We start from the raw sequence: 18,494 nt of genomic DNA on the forward strand, positions 1-18,494 counted from the left end.
CTCTTGGCGGTTGTGCGGTTTACTCAGGCCTGATTGGCGAGTCCGGCGAGGCCGGTGCGATCGGCAATGTCCGCGAATACGTTCACGGCCTCGGCGGGCAGCGCCGCGTGCTGCCGGGTCTCCAGGTAGAAGCGGCGCAGCAGGTTGGCCGCCGCGCGCTGGCGATAGGCGGCGCTGGCGCGCATGTCGCCCAGCGGCCGGTAATCCTGCGCCAGTGCAGCGCAGGCCTGCTCCAGGGCGTCCTCATCCCAGCGCCGGCCGCGCAGCGCGGCTTCGGCCTGCGCGGCGCGGCGCGGGGTGGCGGCCATGCCGCCAAAGGCGATGCGCGCCGCACCGATGCGGCCATCGGGCGCCAGCACCAGCGCGAAGGCGCTGCAGACCGCCGAGATGTCGCTGTCGTAACGCTTGGAGAGCTTGTAGGTGCGAAAGCGCAGGCCTTGCGCACGCGGCGGGATCTCGACGGCGGCGACGATCTCGTCGGCCGCCAGGTCCTTCTTCATGTAATCCAGGTAGAAATCCTCCAGCGCCAGCACCCGCTCGGCGCGCAGGCTCTGCAGCACCACGCGGGCGCCCAGAGCAATCAGCGGCGGCATGGAATCGCCGATGGGCGAGCCATTGGCGACGTTGCCGCCGAGCGTGCCGGCATTGCGCACCGGCGTGGAAGCAAAGCGCTCCCACAGCTCGGCCAGCTCCGGGTAGCGCCCGGCGATGGCGGCATAGGCGGCATTGAGGCTCACGGCCGCGCCGATGCGCAGGCCGCCATCGGCAGCGGTGGTCATGGCCTGCAGCTCGGCCACTGCGCCGGTGTGGATCAGGTCGCCCAGTTCGCGGAACTGCTTGGTGACCCACAGGCCCACGTCCGTGCCGCCAGCCACCAACGTGGCCTGCGGCTTCTGTGCGCGCAGCGCCAGCAACTGGGCCAGGTTTCGCGGCAGGTGGCAGTGCGCATCGGCGGCCTGGTAGTCGAGCGCGGCCGCCGCGCGCCGCTGACGCAATGCCAGCAGGGCAGCACGGATGGCCGCACGGTCGAGGTGCACGGCGGGCTCGGCAAACATGGCTTCACCCGCATCCAGAATCGGCCGGTAGCCGGTGCAACGGCACAGGTTGCCGGTCAGCGCGCTGGCAATCTCGGCGCGGGAGGGCGGCTGCCCCTGTGGTCCAGGCTGCCCGGCCGATGGGCCGCAGACCTGCTGGCCCGCGCAACCGCCTGCACAGCGTGCGCCACCGGACGATGGGCTGGCGGGCGCATCTTCGGGCCGGCGCTCGTAGAGCTGCCACAGCGACATCACGAAGCCCGGCGTGCAAAAGCCGCACTGCGAGCCATGGTGCTCGACCATGGCCTTTTGCACCGGGTGCAGCGCGCCATCGGCCAGTGCGCGCAGGTATTCCACCGTGAACACCGCCTTGCCATCGAGCGTGGGCAGCAGCTGGATGCAGGCGTTGACGCTGGCCAGCTGCAACGCATCGCCCTGCGTGGCATCGAGCGCGCCGACCACCACCGTGCAGGCGCCGCAGTCGCCCTCGGCACAGCCCTCCTTGGTGCCCTTGAGGCCGCGCTGGCCGCGCAGCCAGGCCAGCAGGGTCGTGGTCACCGGCAAGCCGTGGATCTCGACCGGCTCGGCGTTCAGGAGAAGGCGGATGGGCGGGTTCGTCATGGTTAGTTTTTTTCTGTTCGGGATGATCGGCGGCACCGGTGCCGCCAGCTGCCATCACACATCGGAGGGCGTTGACGCAAAATCCTGCAAAAACGATGCCAATGTACCTTGGTGCCAGATCCAAGCAGGCCTGGCTTGCATGCTCGCGACGTCACGACGTCACAACTGCAGTACCAGTCTGGCGGAACGGCTGCGCGAACAGCACAGGGCAATCTGCTGGCATGGCGCGGATTTCTCCGCCTCACTCTGCACGCCGTCCCGGTGTTCGACGTCGCCGGCACTGACCGGCGTGAGGCAGGCGCCGCAGATGCCCATCTCGCACGACAGCGGAATCTCCACACCCTGGGATTGCAGAACGGACGCAATGCTCTGCCCGGGGGGAACCACGAATGCCTGGCCGGTCGATGCCAGCTCCACCTCGAATGGCGCTTCCTCCTCTGCCAATCCGGATGATACGGCGGCGGCCGGAAGGCCGAAGGCCTCCTGGTGCAACTGATCCATCGGCCAGCCGGCGGCGTGGGCCTGTGCCTGCACATGGTCCATGAATCCGTGCGGCCCGCACACATAGAGGTGGGTGCTGCAGCCGGGTGCGGCCAGGCATGCCGGCCGCCCGGCCCGCAGCGAATCGCCCTCCGCGCTGCAGTGCAGGTGAACGGTGCCGTGCCTGAAGCCTCGGCCCCATTGCCGCGCAAAGGCGGCCTCGCTGCGCCGGCGCACGTAGTAATGCAGTTCGAAGGACTGGCCGCCCTGCTCCAGCGCCCAGGCCATGGAGAGCAGCGGCGTGATGCCGATGCCCCCGGCCATCAGGATGCTGTGCGCGGCAGGCTCCAGCCTGAACAGGTTGCGTGGCGCGCCGATGCGCAACCGGTCGCCGACGCGCAGGCGCTCATGCACATACCGGGAGCCTCCGCGCGAGGCGCCCTCCTTGCGAATGCACAAGGTGTAGAAGTCCCGCTGGTGGGGGGCACTGGCAATGGAGTACTGGCGCGTCATTCCGGTCGGAAGGTGCAGATCCACATGGGCGCCGGCATCGAATGCCGGCAGCGGCCCGTGGCCTTCGGGCGGGATCAGCCGCACGGCCAGATTGCCCTGCCCCTGGGCCACGAGCGCATCGACCTGCACGTCGATCAGCGAGGAACTGGTGCTCATGTGTTCCACCTTCAGACCAGGAAGAAATCGCCAAAACCCAGCCGCTTGAGGCCGCGGCGGTAGGCGATCGAACTGCGGTCGGCCGGGATGTGGGCCTCCAGCGTCAGATCCAGCGGCAGGCGCTCGGGCTTTTGCACTTCGACCATCTCGCGATCCTCGCTGAACACGCGCAGGTTGAAGGCCTTGACCTCGTCCTGCGGAATGTGCTTGTTCACATTGCGGACGATGGGCACGAACAGCCGGGTCTTGCGGGCCGACACGGGAGACGCGGCATTCATGATGTGCTGCAGCTTGCCGTCGGGGAAATGGATGTTGAGCACCGCCACGAACGGCAAATGCACGACGAAATGGCGCAGCCACACGAAGTCCTGCGGCTCATCGAAGCCCGAGCCCTTGGGGTAGTTGGACATCCGGCTGTAATAGTGCGCCTCGAAACCGTCCGGTGTCTCGCGGGTCTGGTAGTCGGGGACTTCCTGATTGTCGGGATCGGCAAAGGTGGCCGTATGGATCCACGCGAAATGGGCCACGTCGATGAAACCTTCGATCTGCCGACCGGCAAAGCCGGCAATGTCGAAGGACGGGCAGACCACCTGGACGAAATCGGGATCGTCCCAATGCGGCAACTCGGGGATCGCTGGTGCGTCCTGGCCATCGGGAGCCAGGCAGGTCCAGACCAGGCCATACCGTTCCACGGCCGGGAAGGTCATCAGGTTCAGCTTGGCCGGCACGGCCTGCCGGGGGCTGGCGGGAATGCGGTTGCACTTGCCGGCAGCGCCGAAACGCAGGCCGTGATAGGGGCAGACCAGTCCTTCGCCATCGTGCCGGCCCATGCTCAACGGCACGCCCCGGTGCGGGCAGACATCGCGCGCGACGACCAGCGCATCGCCCACGCGATAAGCCACCAGCGCCTCATCCAGCAGCGTGGCCTTCAGCGGCGCCGGCCCCACCTCGCTGGCCAGGGCGATCGGGTACCAGAAGCGTGCCAGGCGATGCCAGTCCTCCGGTTCGAAGGAGCAATGCGGGGGCAACGGGCCAGGCATGGCTGGCGTGTGCACAATGGGCGCGACAGGTGCGGCGGGCACGCCCGGCCTGGCGGTCGGTGTGGACAAAATGTTCATTGGGGGCCTGTTCTCGGAAATTGCTCTTGTGCGAAGGCTTGTTCAAGGGCTTGTTCAGACACACTGTAGGCGGCACCTGCGTTGCAGTCCATAAGAGATAATTCAATATACCGTTCTATAAAAAAGAACAGATTCCGCGCACCATCGCCCACACGCGCACGTCATTGGGTGCCGCTTCACCTCCTGCGACCCAGGCGGGCCGCAACCCGCGACACCACCCCGACCATGCCGCCCATGTCCCCCACCGACCGCATCACCTGCCGCCCGATCGGCTTCATTCGCAGCCCCTTCACGGACACCGCCGGCATGCCGATCCAGACGGCCGGCGCTCCCGGCGAACGGGGCACATTGGCCGTTCTGCCGGAATTCGTGCCCGGTCTGCGCGACATCGAGGGCTTCGAATACCTGCTGCTGGTGACGCATCTGCACCGCGTCGCGCAGGAGCGGCTGGAGGTGACGCCATTCCTGGATGATCAAAGCCATGGTGTCTTCGCGACACGGGCGCCGGCCCGACCCAACCGCATCGGCCTGTCCATCGTCAGGCTCGAAGCACTGGAAGGGCCGCTGCTGCATTTCAGCGGCAACGACATGCTCGACGGCACGCCGGTGCTCGACATCAAACCGTACGTACCGCAGTTCGACGTCCGGGCGACGGAGAGGATCGGCTGGTTCGCCAAACGCGTGCACGCGGTCGGCACAACGCGCTCGGATCACCGGATGGATTGAGCCACCAGCGCGCAAAGACAACCAGAAAGCGGAGAGGGGGCGCCTGGGCCCAGCACCTGCTCACGCTCCCGGCCGGCATCCGGTGGTTGGAACGCGTTGGCCGAGCGGCATCAAAGGCCGGGACTGAACAGCGAGTGTCGCGAATCGGAAGTTGGCCTCATAAAGATGCCGGGAATCGCCGCCATGCTGCGTTACCAATAGGGTTTGAAGCGGACGTATTTGCGGTGTTTTGCCCGCTTTGGGCATGCTGCAGACGCACTCATGCCTGCAACGTCGGCAAAGTTCGCCGCACCATCCATGGATTGGCCAGCGCAAACATCACCTGTCGTTTGTTGTCGTTCCTGGCGATGCCAGGAGTGTCGTACAGTGCCTCTTCCATGGTCGGGCCCGAGCGGTTGAACCATTGCTGCAGGAAGTGAATGCGCAGCATGGCAGCGATTCCCGGCATCTTTATGAGACGACCTTCTGATTCACGACGCTAGCATTTCACCCAATAGTTGAGGCAGGGCGGTGGCCAGCACATCCTGCCAGATCAGGTAGTCGTGCCCGCCGGGGCTTTCGTGATAAGTCAGCGCGTAGCCGCGTTGCGCCAGCACATCGCGCAAGCGCCGGTTGTCCTCCAGCAAGCCGGGGCCGCCATCCGCACCACGCTCCAATACACCCACATCAAGATAAAAGCGAATGGGTTTGCGCGGTTGGGTAGCAAACTGCTGTGTCATCCAGCCGGTTGATGCCGCCGCAGCTTCGGCAGGGCTCCACCAGTAAGAGCCGGACATGCTCAGCACATTGCCGAACAGTTCCGGGTGCTGCCAGGCGACCCAGCTTGATGCCAGCCCGCCAAGGCTGGATCCCGCTACCACCACCTGCGCGGGATCGTGTGTGACGTTGTCAACCTGTGCATGCAGCCAAGGCAGCAGCTCTTGCGCCATGAAGTGAGCGAAAAGCATGTTGGGCGCCAGCTCACGCGCCCGGTTCACGTTGCCAATCAACACGGCGGCTGTTGGTGGAACTGCCCGGCTTTCGATCAGCTGATCCAGCACAGTAGGCGCCGATGCGCGTTCCACATACTCCTGCCCGTCGAAAAGAATCAGCAGGTTCAACGGCTCTGCAGTTGCCAAATGCTGGCGCGCTGGCAGGTAAATGGCGACATCACGCACATTACCCAGCACTTCGCTGTGCAAGCGGTAATGCTGCAGCGAGCCCTTTGGTGCGTGGCGTTGCGGTGGCAGCGCATCCGGCGGTGCGCCAGGCAACCGCATGACGGAATAGGTCGTTCCCGATACACCTTCGCCGTTGGGTGGAGGCGGCCAGATGTTGGGGTTCAGCACATCCTGGCTGGCATGCATTCGCATCCATTCTCGCAAGGCGCGACGTTCGCCCTTGGGCAGTTTCGGCCCGGCCGCGAGCTGGTAGCCCATCTTCACGCCTGGTGGCAGCACGGCCGTGTAAAAGCGCAGCCCGGTATTGCCCAAAGTGCGCAGCACGGCCGTGTTGTGCTGGCGCACCGGTGCCAGCAGCCGGACTTCCTGAGCCGCCGTGTTCTGGTCGGCAGCTTCCCGCCAAAGAAAGGTCACCAAAACCGCCGCGGATTGGTTGTTGGCCTGCCGCTCGACCAGCGGGCTGCCGCCCTGTGCCGCGACTTCCGCCCAGAACTGTGCAATGACGTTGCTTCTCGCATCCTCACCCTGTGCAGCCGTGAACTGGCGCTGCAGTTGTGCAAGCCGAGGGCTGGTGATGGCGGCACCATCAGCGTCCGTTTCGTCGGCCCGCACCAAGCCGGTTGCCCAAGCCAACATGCTGGCGACGGCAGTTTTGATGAAGCTGCGTTTGTTGTGCATGGCCTCGTTCAGAACGTGCCAGTCAGGCTGATAAAGAAGGAGCGGCCATGTTCGTTATAGGTGCGTGCGCCTGCACGGGTCAAATTAGTGTCAGTAGTGCTGGTGCTGCCAACGCCGTAAGTCAGCCCTTCACGGTAGAGCTGTTTGTTGAAGAGGTTGTTGACACCCAGTCGTAACTTGAAGCTGCGGCTGACCTCATAGCCGCCACTGACGCCTACCAGTGCATAAGGGTTCAAGCCAGGGCGCACCAGAATTTCCATGTCGCGGCGTACGTCGTGGGTGGCCGCTTCCTGTTTGCCGTACCAGGTCACTGTGCCCTGCAATGACAGTTTGTCAGTGACCAGCCAGTCCAGTGTGGAATTGACCGTGTATTTGGGAATGATGCTCAGCGGTTGCCCGGTGGATTTGTCCTCGGATTCAATCATGTAAGTGAAATTGGTGTTCCAGTCCAGCAGCGGGGTCAGCGGAATGAATAAATTGCCTTCCAGCCCCTGCACCACGGCTTTTGGCGTGTTTTCCCATTTCAGAAGGTGTATTTGCTGAGATGTGCCCAGCACGCCCGCACCACCGCTCAAGGTGCCGTAAGAAGCGGTTCCCGCAGATATCTTGTTCTTGTAGTCGTTGCGGAAGTAGGCCACGCTGGTGCGTAGGCCACCCGCATCGTAGGCGATGCCGATTTCCTTGTTGATGCTGGTTTCTGCCTCCAAGTCCGCGTTGCCCTGCAAATAGCAGGGGCGAGCCTCGGCCCTGCAGCCGGTGCCTTGGCTGAACAGCAGATAGTTGGGATTGGCCTGGTAAAGGCTGGGAGTCTTGTAGGCGCGGGCAATACCACCCTTGATGGTCCAGGCACGATTGAGGGCGTAGGAGGCCGTCAGGCCCGGGCTGGCATTGAAGCCGAACTCCTTGTGGTAGTTCAGCCTCAGAGCGGGCGTGAGAATCAGGTTTTCCACCAGCTCGATATTGTCTTCCGCATAGACGGCCATGCTGCTGAACGACTTTTTGGAACGCCCATCACGTCCTGGCAGCTCGTCTATCGGCTCGAAAGAGGAGTTGGTGCTGGCGAGTTGCAGGGTGCGGGTGCTGCCCGCATCGTCCAGCGATTCATGCATGATCTCAGCGCCCAGCGTCAGGACCTGTTGCTTGCCCCACCAGCGGCCCGGCAGGTTCACTTCGCCGTCCAAGCGCAGCTCCTTCAATTGGGCGACGTAGCTGGTTTGCTGATCGCCCATGGCAGCTTCTGAGAGGAAAGCGCCCTCGGGACCGCCAAACAGTCCTTCGCTAGTGCGGGCATTGCGGGTGTAGCCGTACGTCAGGCTGGCGCGCGAGTCACCCCAATCCCAGTCGCCTCGGTGCGTCAGGCCAATGCTGCTGCGATGCACAACGGTGGTTTCCGTGCCGTACAGATCGGTCACGGGAATGAAGTTGACGTTGCTATTGTTCAGGCTTACGTAGGCATTCATATTCTGTGAATCGCCTGAATAAAGGTCGCTCTTGCGGCTGTAGCCCAGGTTCAGTTCCAGCTTCTGCTGCGCGTTGATGTCCAGCGTGAACAGTCCATTGATGTTCTTGTTGCGGTTGCCGGTCTTGCCTGCGGCGGCGGCCACGCCATTGGATTCAAAGGATTGGCCGGCATTGATGTTCAGTGCGTCCGGCTCAGTTTTGGAATATCCGCCATACACGCGAAAGGCCAGCCGATCGCTTATTGGACCGGACAGGCTGAAGTTGGCGCGCCGGCTGTCGCCCTCCTTGGGGTCTTGCTGAAGATTGGTGTAATAGGTCAGGCTGCCACTCAAGCGATCTGTCGGTCGCTTGGTAATGATGTTGACCACGCCACCCATCGCGCCCGAACCATAGCGTGCCGCCGCCGGACCACGCAGAATCTCGACACGCTCGATCATCTCCGGCGGCACCCACGCCGTATCGCCGTCACTGTCGCGCTCACCCGTCCAGCCCTGGCGCGAGGCATTGCGTGATGATGCGGGTTGCCCATCGATCAGCACCAAGGTGTTGTCCGGCCCCATGCCACGGATGTCGAGCTGGCGGCGGTTGCCGCGCATGCCAGAATTGGCGCTGCCCGTGAGGTTCACGCCCGGCTCCTGGCGCAGCACTTCCGACAGATCAGACGCAGGCGGGCGCTTGGCGAGGTCTTCGGCTGTGATGACCGACACCCCCAGCGACTGCTTGACCTCTTCCTCAGCGGTGCCGAGCACCACCACCTCATCAAGTACCTGTTCTGTGGCTTGGGCATGGGCGATGCCACTGCCTGCCAAAGCAAAAATCGCCCAAGCGATTTGGGTGGTGTGAAATGTGCGCTGGTGTGAAGTCAACATAGAAAGCGAGCTCTTTTCAATAAGGAAAATTATTCGCATTTATTCTATGAATCACGCTTCAAGCAACTTTTGCTTGCGCGACAATTTCGTTTGAATTCCCTGCCCGCCCAAACGCTACGCACCCGCCACACCAACATGCCTTCACCACGCTCAAAGTTACCGGTGACTGCCGCCCCTGCAGCGGGCGAGATCGCGCGCCCGGTGTACCGTCAGGACATTGAGCAGTTCGTGCAGCGTTTTGATGGCGGCTTGACGACCGACTATCGGTTCAAAAATCGTCAACCGCTGTCCTCCGAGCCTTTGCTGGATGGTGTTTTTGAAACATTGGCGCTTGATGGCCTGTTTCTGCATTGCGTGGATGCGCGCGATCTGGCCGACCGGGTTACGGAAAGCGCCTTGCAGCCTGGAATCAAGGCCGTGCTGCTGTGTGCAGGCAATACCGACGTCGTCTATGGCCAGCACCGTTATTGGCTGGGTAACCGAGCGGACAACAGCGGGCGCACGATCAATGAGGCGGCGTTGGTCTCCTATGCCGAGCCGGATGTGTTCCGGCGTTACTGGCGGCATGGCCGTACGGAGCGAAAAATCAGCCTGACGATCACGCCGGACTGGCTGCAAGAGCACTTGCACGAATTTGCGAACAACAGCGCCATGGCCGAGCCACTGCGCAAGTTCCAGCAGCTGCACATGGCAACCACGCCTTGGCAGCCTTCTGCATACGCGCTGAATCTGGCCCAGCAACTGCTCGCGCCGCCCGTCTTCTGCGCGAGCATGCAACGGCTGTACCGGCAAGCGCGCACCTATGATCTCGTACTGGAGGTGCTGTCACGCTTTCTCTGTACCGATAGCGCCGTGCAGTCAAAAGCCATGACGGCGCGGTTGACGGCACGGGAGCTGCGCCAGGTCAGCCAGCTCACCGAGCTATTGAGAACCGAAGCCGTCAACGGCCTCTCCATGCCGGAAATCCTGCGCATGGCAGGCATCGGCAGCAGTCGTATCCACCGCCATTTCCGTCAAGTGCACGGCTGCAGCATTTTTGGCTACATGCAGCAACGCCGCATGAACAAAGCCTACGCCGCCCTGCAAAAGGATGGCGTATCTGTTGCCCTTGCGGCTGAGCTGGCTGGTTACGCTAGCGCTGCCAATTTCTCGACCGCTTTCAAGCGCATGTTTGGCATAACACCGCGCCAAGCCTGGACGAGGCGCTGACGCTGGACATCAATCATCCAGCAGTCGGGGCTTCAAACGGTCGTATTTGCGGTGTTTTGCCCGCTTTGGGCATGCTGCAGACGCTCTCATGTCTGCAACCTCGGCAAAGTTCGCCGCACCATCCATGGATTGGCCAGCGCGAACATCACCTGTCGTTTGTTGTCGTTCCTGGCGATGCCAGGAGTGTCGTACAGGGCCTCTTCCATGGCCGGGGTCCGAGCGGTTGAACCATTGCTGCAGGAAGTGAATGCGCAGCATGGTCTCGATGGCAAAGGGCGGGCGACCATTGTCCTTGGCTGGCTGATGGGGCTCGATCAATGCCACCAACTCACACCAAGGCACCACCCGCTCCATCTCTTCAAGGAACTCGCGCTTGCGCGTTCTCTTGCTGCTCAGCTCGAATCCACCGGCAAGACTCATTTGTTTCAGGGTCGTACCATCTCAGCTCAATGGCGCTCGCGGCAGGAGTTTTGCGGAGCTTCCCTAGGGTATCCGCACCGTCACCTGTCCCGGCGCGGCCACGCTGACCACGCCCCCCCAGGTGCATAGGCAGCAGGAGGTGTCGTTGAGCGCCGGCATCCGGTCGATCAGCACCGTGGGCGATCCGGGCTGCCATGGCGCGATGGTCACCGGCACGCAGGGCATGGGCGTGAGGACGCCCAGGGCCGCGGCGGTGGCACTCGCCACGGCGGGGTTGGCTGGACAGGCGCACATGCCGAAGGCCGGAATGTTCACCAGCGGCTGATGATCGAGCACGTTGGCGGCCGGTTGGCCCCCGGCGGTGGTCCGGTGCACCGGCAGTACCGACAGGAACCCCGGCGCGGCGCCAAAGCTGCACCGCAGCATCGCTGTGTTAACCACCTGCATGGGCATGCCGCGCTCCGCTGGTGCAATGGCCGCTCAGCCGCCGGCGATGATTTCCACCCGGCGATTGGACGCTGCGCGCGGATTGCCTGGATCGAGCAGCTCCGTATAGCCTTTGCCCTCGGTCTTCAGGCGCGTGGCCGCCACTCCACCGCGCACCAGATAGGCCTTGACCGAGGCGGCCCGGCGCTGCGACAGGCGCAGGTTGTATTCGGCCGAACCGACGCCGTCGGTATGGCCGACGACCGTGAACTGGCGGCCCTCCAACTCGGGCGAGGCCAGTGCCAGCGCCAGGTTGTCCATTGCCTGCGCCGAGGCCGGCGCGATGCGGTCGGAGCCGAACTCGAACTGGATCTGCATCGAGATGGCCGGCGCGGCGGCGGCCGGCGGCGGCTCGGCGACCGCATCCACCGCCGTGGCCTGCGCCGCCGCACCGGGGCGCAGGGCGCGGGTGCGGACTCCTTCGACGGCGCTGCCCTGATCCTCCTGAAGATTGGAGATGATGTCCTTGACGGAGGGCGTGTCCGAGCCGAAGTCGGCGCCGTGCACCGTCGTGACGGCCATCAGGGCACAGGCGCCAAGCCACGCCAGCGCGCTGGGGCGCAAGTGCCTGCCGCACCGCGGGAAAGAGTCGGATTCACGCATGATGTCACTCCTTTGACCCGTTGCCGCATGCCGGCCGGGTTCCGACAGTGTGCAGAATTCACCAAGGCTTGGCGATAGACCATCGGACATAGGATCGCCGCGGTGACGGAATACGCCCTAAGCGCTATCGCAGGCGGCAGGGCTCTTTGCGAACATTCGGGCATGCGCTGGCTCAAGCACTCGATCCCCCCTGCTCCCGTGGCATTGACATTGGCACTGGGGGCGGTGCTGTACCCGGCCGGCGCCAGCGCTGGCGATCTGCAGCTGATCACCCAGCGCGGCAGCCCGACGGCCAGCGACAGCTATGACGGCTTCGTCCAGCAGTTGCGCACGCTGGTGGCGCAGCAGGGCGAGACCGGGGAGCGCGTGCAGGTCATCGATCTCGGCAGCCCCCGGCTGCCACAGGCTGGTGACGGCGACAGCGTGCTGGGAGGTGTGCGCACCCGCAGCATCCCCGCGCCGCGCCGCGCCGCCGCCGGGGGCGGCCCCGCATCGCCGGCACCAGGCCCGGCGTCAGGCTCGGGCTCGGGCCGGGATGTCCAGATTGCCGTCGGACCTCGCGCCGCTCGCAGCCTGCTCGATGCCGGAGACGGCTCCACCCCGCTGCTGCTGGCACTGCTCAGCCGCATGGAATACGAAGCACTGCGCCAGCACCCGGCATTGCTGGCGCCGCGCCGGCCCATCGCCATCCTGCTGCGCGACCCGGCCCCGGCGCTGCAACTGGCGCTGGCGCTGGCCATCCTGCCCGCCGATGCCCGGCTGGGCGTCGTTGCCAGCGCCGATATCGATCCGCTCGTGCAGGATCTGCTGCAGGCGGCCGGACCGCGCGACCTCGTCATCGGCTATGCGGCGTCGGCCAGCGAACTCGCCGGTGTCCTGCAGGAGGTCTTCCAGCAGGCCGATGCGCTGCTGATCCTCTCCGAACGGCTCGGCAACGATGCCAACGCCGGACTGAGCATCCTGCATGCGGCATCGGCGCAGCGCAAGCCCGCGTTCGCGACCAGCGAGGCCAGCGTGCGCGCCGGCGCGCTGGCCGCCGCCGCGCCGGACCAGCGGCAACTGGCCGAGCAGGCGCTGGCGCTCGGCCGCCGGCTGGCTCGCGACCGGCCGGCCGGCGGGCCCTGGCTGGAGTATGCGTACCCGGTGAGCGTCTACACCAACCCCAGCGTGGCGACCCGCCTGGACATCGCGCTACCGGACGCCGCACAGTTGAGTGAACATCTGCATGCCGCTCGCTGAGTCCCCCCTGCCAAGGCTGCTGCGCGCCACCGGCGCCGCGCCGGGCGTCCTCGCGGTCACGCTGCTGACAGGCTGGTTCACCCATGCGCAGTTGCGCCAGATGGAACAGGCCTTCTACGCCGGCAACCAGGCCGTCGCGCAGCAGATTGCCACCGCAGCCGATCTCAGCCTGTATGCCGGCGACACGGCCAGCCTTCACGCGCTCGCCAGCGGCATGGTGGCCGCGCAATTGGCCCAGCGCGTGGAAATCAGCAATCATGCCGGCATCTTCGTCCACGCCGGCACATTACCCGACATGACAGCGTCGCTGGCAGTCGCTACTGCGCCGGTGCGGCTGGCCCGGATCATCTATCTGTCGGACTACCCCGATGCCACCGAAACGGCCAGTGCCTCCGCGTCCGCGCAGAGCGAGCCGCTCGGCATCGTGCGCATCTACCGCGCCACCGCGCCGTACCGCCAGGCGCGCCTGCATGCCCTGCTGCAAAGCCTGTTGCCCGGCAGTGTGTGCGTGCTGCTCATCGTGCTGCTGACCGGCCGCGCCACACGCGGCCAGCAGCGGCTGCTCGGCCGCATCCATGCGACGCTGGCGCGCCTGCAGCCGGACCCGCCGCACGCACGGGACGCAGAGCCCGAACGACAGTCCCCGGACCTGGCCCTGCTGGCCGCCGAGGCGGACCGCCTGGCCGCCGACCTGCAGGAACGCGCTGCCGAGGCAAGCCGCCAGAACCGCCAGGCCCGAGAGGAAGCGCTGCACAGCATCACCCGCATGGAGCAGGCCTCCCGGGCCAGGGCGCGCTTTCTCGCTTCCGCCAGCCATGACCTGCGGCAACCGCTGCATGCCATGGGCCTGTTCATCGACGGACTGCGCGCCGCCGACCTGCCCGAACAACGCCCCGCCCTCGCCCACCTGCAGGAGGGCATCGACATCATGGGCCTGCTGCTCGATGACCTGCTCGACATCTCGCGCCTGGACGCCCATGTTCTCAAGCCCAGCCATGCACCGCTTCGGCTCGACACGCTCTTCGCCCGAATCGATGCCATGCACGGCGCGCGGGCCGCGGGCCAGCGCATCCGGCTGGCGTGGCGCGGCGGCGACCGCACCGTGCTGGGCGACCACATGCTGCTCGCACGCATGCTGGGCAACATGGTCATGAATGCCATTCAGCACAGCCGCGGCACGGTGATCCTGGTGACGGCCCGGCGCGCCCCGTGCACCGCCGACGGCACGCCTTGCGTGCGCGTGCAGGTGCGCGACAACGGACAGGGCATCGCGCCGCTGCACCACGACCGCATCTTCGAAGAGTTCTTCCAGGTCGCCAATGCCGGGCGCGATGCCCGCAAGGGTTTCGGGCTGGGCCTGTCGATCTGCGCGCGCATCGCCCGGGTGCTGGGCACCAGCATCCAGGTGCGCTCTGGATTGCAGTGTGGCAGCGCGTTCTCCTTTCTGCTGCCCTGCGCGCCACCCGGAGCCATCCCGCCGCCATCGGTCGCGCCGCCAGTGCCGCCCGGCGTGCCGCTGGACGGTCTGAACTGCCTGGTGATCGACGATGACGCGGCCATCCGCGAAGCCAGCGCCATGCTGTTGCGCCAGTGGGGCTGCCGGGTGGACCTCGCGGCGCAACGCCAGGAGGGCCTGTGGTGGCTGGGCAGTCCGGACAGGCGCTACGACGTCATACTCTGCGACCTCCAACTGCAAGAGGTGCAGGATGGACTCTCCATTCTGGAGGCAGCCCGCCTGCACCAGCCCCGGGCCATGCAGGTGCTGGTCTCCGGTGCCACCGCGCCGGACGTCCTGCGGCAACTGCGCGAGGCCGGCGTCATGCTGCTGACCAAGCCCGTGGCACCGGCACGGCTGCGGACGCTGCTGGCGCAGGCGGCGCGGCGGCGCGGCATGGCTTCCGGCGCATGAGAACCTGTTCACGATCTTTTCGAGGGTTACGCAGGAGGTCGAAAATGCACTGGGCAAGACGCCTGCAAGACGCCTACCGGAGCCCAGACTGGCCGTCCGGGCAAGGCGGGCAGCGCGGCCCGCTGCGTTTTTGACCTCCTGCCTGTCGGGTTGCCCGGCAGGCGCGCTGCAGTGTGACAAATCCTCGCCGGGCCGCAGGCTTGGGCGTGACTCAGAAATCCGCACAGCCATTGCGCTCGTCGGCGACGGCAACACAGTTGCTCAGATGCGGCCGCGCGCGCACCCTGGCCCACTCCCGCGCCAGCACATCCCCATCGGCACCGCTGCGCGGCTCCAGCAGATTGCTGGAAGCCAGGCAGATGGGCGCCTGCACGATGTTGCGGTCATACAGATAGGTGTCCGGGGTCTGCCTGATCACATCCGGCGGGACCGGCATGCTGTAATCGCGCACCAGCAGGACACCTGGATCGACGCGCAGCAGATAGCCCTCGGCGGACTGGAAGCTGCCCTCGATGGCGTAGCGGCCCGGCGGGCTGGCCTGCGTGGCGGTCGAGGTCACAGTGCCCGTGATGCCCTGCCCCGTATCGCCGAGCACCAGGCCGCTGACTGCATGGCCGAAGGCCGGATCGGGCTGGCCATAAGGCCGCGAGGCGTCACCGATGGTGATCACGGCCAGCGGCTGCCTGGCATAGATGAAGGTATTGGCATCCGCCGGCAGCGAGACGCTGCAAGTGCCCAGGTAGCTGCAGCCATACAGGTTCGGGCGCGCGCCGGTGCCCGACAGGCCGCCGCGCTGCTCGCCCTGCCAGTCGCCAGCCCAGATGCGCCAGCCGGAGCCCGCCTGCACGCCGACAGCGGCAGGGTTCTGGAAGGTGCCGGCCGCAACCAGGTCCACGCGACCGGCCGCGCGCACCGGCGCCAGCAGCGACAGATTGCCCGCCTCGGTACGTGCCTGTACCGACTGGCCGGCAAGGCCTTCCACCACAATCGGCTGCAACTGCTGGGCCGCCGCAGCCACGCCCACACCGGTGCCATCGACGATTTGCAGCGGCCCGGCGCTGGCGAAGGCCAAGGCAGCGCCAGCCTCGGCCGCGAGCCGCTCGACCCGGTGTACGCCGCCGTCGGCCAGGGCCACGCTGCCGCCGGCGCGCACGACCAGATCCCGTGCCTGCAACCCGGCCTGCGGACCGTTCTGGCGCACGTCGCGGCCGGCCGCCAGCGTCAGCCGCTCGGCCTGCAGCGGCGCCTGCAGGAGGATATCGGCGGCCCCCGTGTTCTGCAGGCTCAGATTGCCGGAACGGCGCACGGCGCTGGCCACGGTGATGGTGCCCTGATGCCCATCGCTGCCGATCACCAGTTCCGGCGACGCCACGCGCTCGAGCTCCGCAGCCGAAAGCGCGAAGCCCGCTGCCGCGCCATCCTCCAGCCGAATCGGCGCGGCCACGGCATCGGTGGCGGCGCCAGCGGCGTCCACCGCGCCAGGCCGCAAGTTGACCCACTGGCCGCCCCGCACCGTGCCGTCCAGCACGATGGCGTCGCCGCCACCGCCATTGCCGGCGCGCAACACCACGCCCGCGTCGCCAGCAATGGCGCTGCCGGTGTCAACGACCAGCCCGGCGCCGTCGGCGTAGCCCGCCACATCGACCAGCCCGGCACCGCCAGCCAGCCGCGCGCCCGATGCCAGCACCACCCCTTGCCCCTGCGGCATACCAGTGGAGGCTTCGCCGCGTCCGCGCAGTTGCAGCGCGCCGCTGCCGGTTCCGATCAGCGCCGCCGCGCCGGAAGCAGCCCCCGCATCCAGCCAGACGCCGCTGCCGTTGCCGGAACTGCCATGCACCAGCACGTCGCCGGTGGACGTCTGGATCTGCACGCCCGCCACGTAAACGCCAGCCGATCCCGCCGCCACGCCGGCCGAACTATGGCCTTGCAGAACCACGGCACCGCCCTCGCCGGCGTCGCTGCGTCCCTGCCGTGTGTCGATGGTCCCCCCATCGAGGCAGACGCTGCAGCCATGGTTGGAAGGATTGGCCCAGGCCCCGCTCATGCGCACATCGCCGCCATTCGTGTGGATGTCCCCGCTGTAGCTGACCTGCCCGCCGCCGGTGGCGGCACCACCGCCATTGGCATCGGCCTCGAAGATCACGTGCAGCGGCCCGCCATTGCCGGTGGACTCGATCACCACGTCGACGTCGCTGCGCACGCTGCGGTGCGCCTGCAGCTGCAGCGTTTGCTGGCCCCGCGCCTGGTCGTAGACGATGCGCGTGCCCGCGTACATGACGATGTCGCCACGATAGAAGTCGCCTGTTCCGGCGTCGCCCGTACCGATGCTGACGCTGGTGCCGCCATTGAGCGCGGCGCTCAGATCGCCGTCCTGCAGCACGGTATCGGCCAGCGGCGGACTACCCGTCAGCGCCGAGAGATCGCCGCTGGCATTGCCCGGCCGGATGGTGATGTCATGCGGATCGATGCGCCAGGTCCCGGCGCGGCCAACCCCTGCCGACGCGTCGACGCCGATGCCATCCACATGCAAGGCGGCGGCCGAGGTCTCGATCAGGCCTCCATTGCCGCCTTGCGCACCGCCGCGCGCAGACAGCTGCCCATAGGCGTGCAGGCGATCGGCGCTGATGACATCGATGCGCCCGCCATCACCCTGCGCGCCACTGGTGTCGGCCGAGAGCTGCACCCCACGGTCAAGCGCCAGCAGCTCCCCGGCGCGCAGCCCGATGGTCCCCCCCTGCTGGACTCCGTCCACGCTGATGCGTGCCTCGGACGACCCGCGGATGTCGCCATCGATCAACATGGACTGCGCATTCGCCGTCACCGTGCCGCCGCGCTGGCCGCTGGCGAGTACCTGCGTGCCAAGCAACTGCAACGTGCCGGCCTCCAGCGTGATGCTTCCGCCATCGGTGCCGGTGGCCAGCGCCGAAGCGTCCAGCGTGCCGCCCAGCCCCATCCGGCCATCGCCCGCGCTGAACACGATCTCGCCGGCGCGCTGCTCCAACGAACGCGCCCGCACCACCCCGCTCTGGCTGACGACCAGCCGCGCCGCATCCGTCTCGTGGGCCAGCACCGCCACGCGTCCCCCATCGGCCTGCAGCAGGCCGCTGTTGAACACATCGGCCTCCAGCGGCGTGCCACCCGCCTCCAGGCGAAAGGTCGTCAGGCCGTCGCCGTGGAAATCCAATTCCACCTGGCGCGCCGCGGCCAATGCGACGGTACCGCCATCGGCCACGATCTGGCCCGTGTTCTCCACCCGCTGCCCGAGCAGCGCCACCGTCGCGCCCTGCGCAGCGCGGATGCTCCCGGCATTGGCCACCTGCGCATCGGACACGAAGCCGGAGGCCCCCGGACCGAACACATAGCGGCCCGCCAGGAAATCCTCGTTGCGGATATCCAGCGTGCTGGCCACCAGTCCGCCAACGCTGATCTGCGCCCCCGCGCCGAACAGCACGCCGTTGGGGTTGACCAGGAACACCTGCCCGTTGGCCAGCAGGCTGCCGGCGATTTCGGAGGCGCCATTGCCCGTCACCCGGTTGAGCAGCACACTGCCGGCCCCCATGGACTGGTTGATCTGCACGGTGTTGCCGGCGCCGATCGAGAAGCCGGCCCAGTCGACGATGGCACTGCCGCTGGACTGCTGCAGCGTCATCGTGTTGCCGACCGTCTGCGGCGCGCCAATGTCGCCGTGCACACGCTCGAATCCGGTCGGCAGCTGCGCCCAGCACAGCATGGGACCAAGCAGGGCCACCGCCAGCGCCACGGGCCGCAGGACAGGATGGATGGATGGTTTGCGGTTCATGCGCGCCTCCGGT

General features: G+C 66.4%; 13 protein-coding genes and 1 pseudogene. 4 read left to right on the top strand and 10 right to left on the bottom strand.

Annotated elements, in window-relative coordinates:
* Window positions 1–23: 23 nt before the first annotated feature.
* The 3 genes from xdhA to EV687_RS07895 form a co-directional block, all read right to left on the bottom strand.
* Window positions 24–1,655 carry a xanthine dehydrogenase small subunit gene (xdhA, locus tag EV687_RS07885; RefSeq protein ID WP_122231001.1) on the bottom strand — a complete coding sequence of 544 codons (1,632 nt, stop codon included), beginning with the start codon at window positions 1,653–1,655 and terminating at the stop codon, window positions 24–26.
* A 159-nt stretch (window positions 1,656–1,814) separates the two neighbouring features.
* The gene (locus EV687_RS07890; protein WP_122231003.1) at window positions 1,815–2,804 is read right to left on the bottom strand and encodes a PDR/VanB family oxidoreductase; all 990 of its coding nucleotides are present in this window, start codon (window positions 2,802–2,804) and stop codon (window positions 1,815–1,817) included.
* An 11-nt stretch (window positions 2,805–2,815) separates the two neighbouring features.
* Window positions 2,816–3,844 carry an aromatic ring-hydroxylating oxygenase subunit alpha gene (locus EV687_RS07895; RefSeq protein ID WP_122231235.1) on the bottom strand — a complete coding sequence of 343 codons (1,029 nt, stop codon included), beginning with the start codon at window positions 3,842–3,844 and terminating at the stop codon, window positions 2,816–2,818.
* 312 nt (window positions 3,845–4,156) lie between these two features.
* Here EV687_RS07895 and tsaA point away from each other — a divergent pair, with 312 nt between their 5' ends.
* Window positions 4,157–4,648, top strand: coding sequence for a tRNA (N6-threonylcarbamoyladenosine(37)-N6)-methyltransferase TrmO (gene tsaA, locus EV687_RS07900; RefSeq protein ID WP_122231005.1), 492 nt, complete (start codon window positions 4,157–4,159; stop codon window positions 4,646–4,648).
* Window positions 4,649–4,907: 259 nt separating this feature from the next.
* Here tsaA and EV687_RS19375 read toward each other — a convergent pair whose 3' ends face one another.
* Genes EV687_RS19375 through EV687_RS07915 form a run of 3 tightly spaced genes read right to left on the bottom strand, consistent with a single transcriptional unit; the run spans window position 4,908 to window position 8,816 of the window.
* Window positions 4,908–5,078 (bottom strand): hypothetical protein, encoded by a 171-nt coding sequence (locus tag EV687_RS19375; RefSeq protein WP_423201084.1) that lies wholly within the window; start codon window positions 5,076–5,078, stop codon window positions 4,908–4,910.
* 40 nt (window positions 5,079–5,118) lie between these two features.
* Entirely contained in the window at window positions 5,119–6,486 is a 1,368-nt protein-coding gene (locus EV687_RS07910; protein WP_122231007.1) for an alpha/beta hydrolase, read from the bottom strand.
* Window positions 6,487–6,494: 8 nt separating this feature from the next.
* Window positions 6,495–8,816, bottom strand: a complete 2,322-nt coding sequence (locus EV687_RS07915; protein WP_122231009.1) for a FepA family TonB-dependent siderophore receptor — start codon at window positions 8,814–8,816, stop codon at window positions 6,495–6,497.
* 135 nt (window positions 8,817–8,951) lie between these two features.
* Between EV687_RS07915 and EV687_RS07920 the strand changes: the two genes are divergently transcribed.
* Window positions 8,952–10,025, top strand: coding sequence for a helix-turn-helix domain-containing protein (locus EV687_RS07920; protein WP_165392813.1), 1,074 nt, complete (start codon window positions 8,952–8,954; stop codon window positions 10,023–10,025).
* 179 nt (window positions 10,026–10,204) lie between these two features.
* Here the strand turns inward: EV687_RS07920 and EV687_RS07925 are convergent.
* The 3 genes and pseudogenes from EV687_RS07925 to EV687_RS07935 all read right to left on the bottom strand — a co-directional run.
* Window positions 10,205–10,454, bottom strand: a pseudogene (locus EV687_RS07925) (transposase); the annotation flags it as partial.
* Between the two features lie 54 nt (window positions 10,455–10,508).
* Window positions 10,509–10,898 carry a DUF4280 domain-containing protein gene (locus EV687_RS07930; RefSeq protein WP_122231013.1) on the bottom strand — a complete coding sequence of 130 codons (390 nt, stop codon included), beginning with the start codon at window positions 10,896–10,898 and terminating at the stop codon, window positions 10,509–10,511.
* Between the two features lie 27 nt (window positions 10,899–10,925).
* Window positions 10,926–11,534 carry an OmpA family protein gene (locus EV687_RS07935; RefSeq protein ID WP_162846647.1) on the bottom strand — a complete coding sequence of 203 codons (609 nt, stop codon included), beginning with the start codon at window positions 11,532–11,534 and terminating at the stop codon, window positions 10,926–10,928.
* 198 nt (window positions 11,535–11,732) lie between these two features.
* Here EV687_RS07935 and EV687_RS07940 point away from each other — a divergent pair, with 198 nt between their 5' ends.
* Together EV687_RS07940 and EV687_RS07945 are read left to right on the top strand one after the other, a co-directional pair.
* Window positions 11,733–12,773: an ABC transporter substrate binding protein gene (locus EV687_RS07940; protein ID WP_162846648.1), complete on the top strand. Its 1,041-nt coding sequence runs from the start codon at window positions 11,733–11,735 to the stop codon at window positions 12,771–12,773.
* A complete protein-coding gene (locus tag EV687_RS07945) occupies window positions 12,760–14,682 on the top strand; it encodes an ATP-binding response regulator (RefSeq protein ID WP_122231019.1) in 1,923 nt (640 codons plus the stop codon). Before EV687_RS07940 ends, EV687_RS07945 begins: the two co-directional genes overlap by 14 nt.
* A 211-nt stretch (window positions 14,683–14,893) precedes the next feature.
* On the opposite strand, the gene EV687_RS07950 is transcribed toward EV687_RS07945, so the two are convergent.
* A complete protein-coding gene (locus tag EV687_RS07950; protein WP_162846649.1) occupies window positions 14,894–18,481 on the bottom strand; it encodes a two-partner secretion domain-containing protein in 3,588 nt (1,195 codons plus the stop codon).
* Window positions 18,482–18,494 lie beyond the last annotated feature (13 nt).

The sequence above is a fragment of the Corticibacter populi genome (genome assembly GCF_004217315.1).
In the GTDB taxonomy this organism is placed as follows: Bacteria; Pseudomonadota; Gammaproteobacteria; order Burkholderiales; family Burkholderiaceae_C; genus Lampropedia; species Lampropedia populi.

What these genes read in the sequence shown, in the direction of transcription:
- EV687_RS19375 (WP_423201084.1), bottom strand. Translation starts at nt 5,078, where the DNA reads ATGCTGCGCATTCACTTCCTGCAGCAATGGTTCAACCGCTCGGGCCCG.
- EV687_RS07890 (WP_122231003.1), bottom strand. Translation starts at nt 2,804, where the DNA reads ATGAGCACCAGTTCCTCGCTGATCGACGTGCAGGTCGATGCGCTCGTG.
- EV687_RS07950 (WP_162846649.1), bottom strand. Translation starts at nt 18,481, where the DNA reads ATGAACCGCAAACCATCCATCCATCCTGTCCTGCGGCCCGTGGCGCTG.
- EV687_RS07935 (WP_162846647.1), bottom strand. Translation starts at nt 11,534, where the DNA reads ATGCGTGAATCCGACTCTTTCCCGCGGTGCGGCAGGCACTTGCGCCCC.
- EV687_RS07930 (WP_122231013.1), bottom strand. Translation starts at nt 10,898, where the DNA reads ATGCCCATGCAGGTGGTTAACACAGCGATGCTGCGGTGCAGCTTTGGC.
- EV687_RS07895 (WP_122231235.1), bottom strand. Translation starts at nt 3,844, where the DNA reads ATGCCTGGCCCGTTGCCCCCGCATTGCTCCTTCGAACCGGAGGACTGG.
- EV687_RS07945 (WP_122231019.1), top strand. Translation starts at nt 12,760, where the DNA reads ATGCCGCTCGCTGAGTCCCCCCTGCCAAGGCTGCTGCGCGCCACCGGC.
- EV687_RS07920 (WP_165392813.1), top strand. Translation starts at nt 8,952, where the DNA reads ATGCCTTCACCACGCTCAAAGTTACCGGTGACTGCCGCCCCTGCAGCG.
- EV687_RS07910 (WP_122231007.1), bottom strand. Translation starts at nt 6,486, where the DNA reads ATGCACAACAAACGCAGCTTCATCAAAACTGCCGTCGCCAGCATGTTG.
- EV687_RS07915 (WP_122231009.1), bottom strand. Translation starts at nt 8,816, where the DNA reads ATGTTGACTTCACACCAGCGCACATTTCACACCACCCAAATCGCTTGG.
- tsaA (WP_122231005.1), top strand. Translation starts at nt 4,157, where the DNA reads ATGTCCCCCACCGACCGCATCACCTGCCGCCCGATCGGCTTCATTCGC.
- xdhA (WP_122231001.1), bottom strand. Translation starts at nt 1,655, where the DNA reads ATGACGAACCCGCCCATCCGCCTTCTCCTGAACGCCGAGCCGGTCGAG.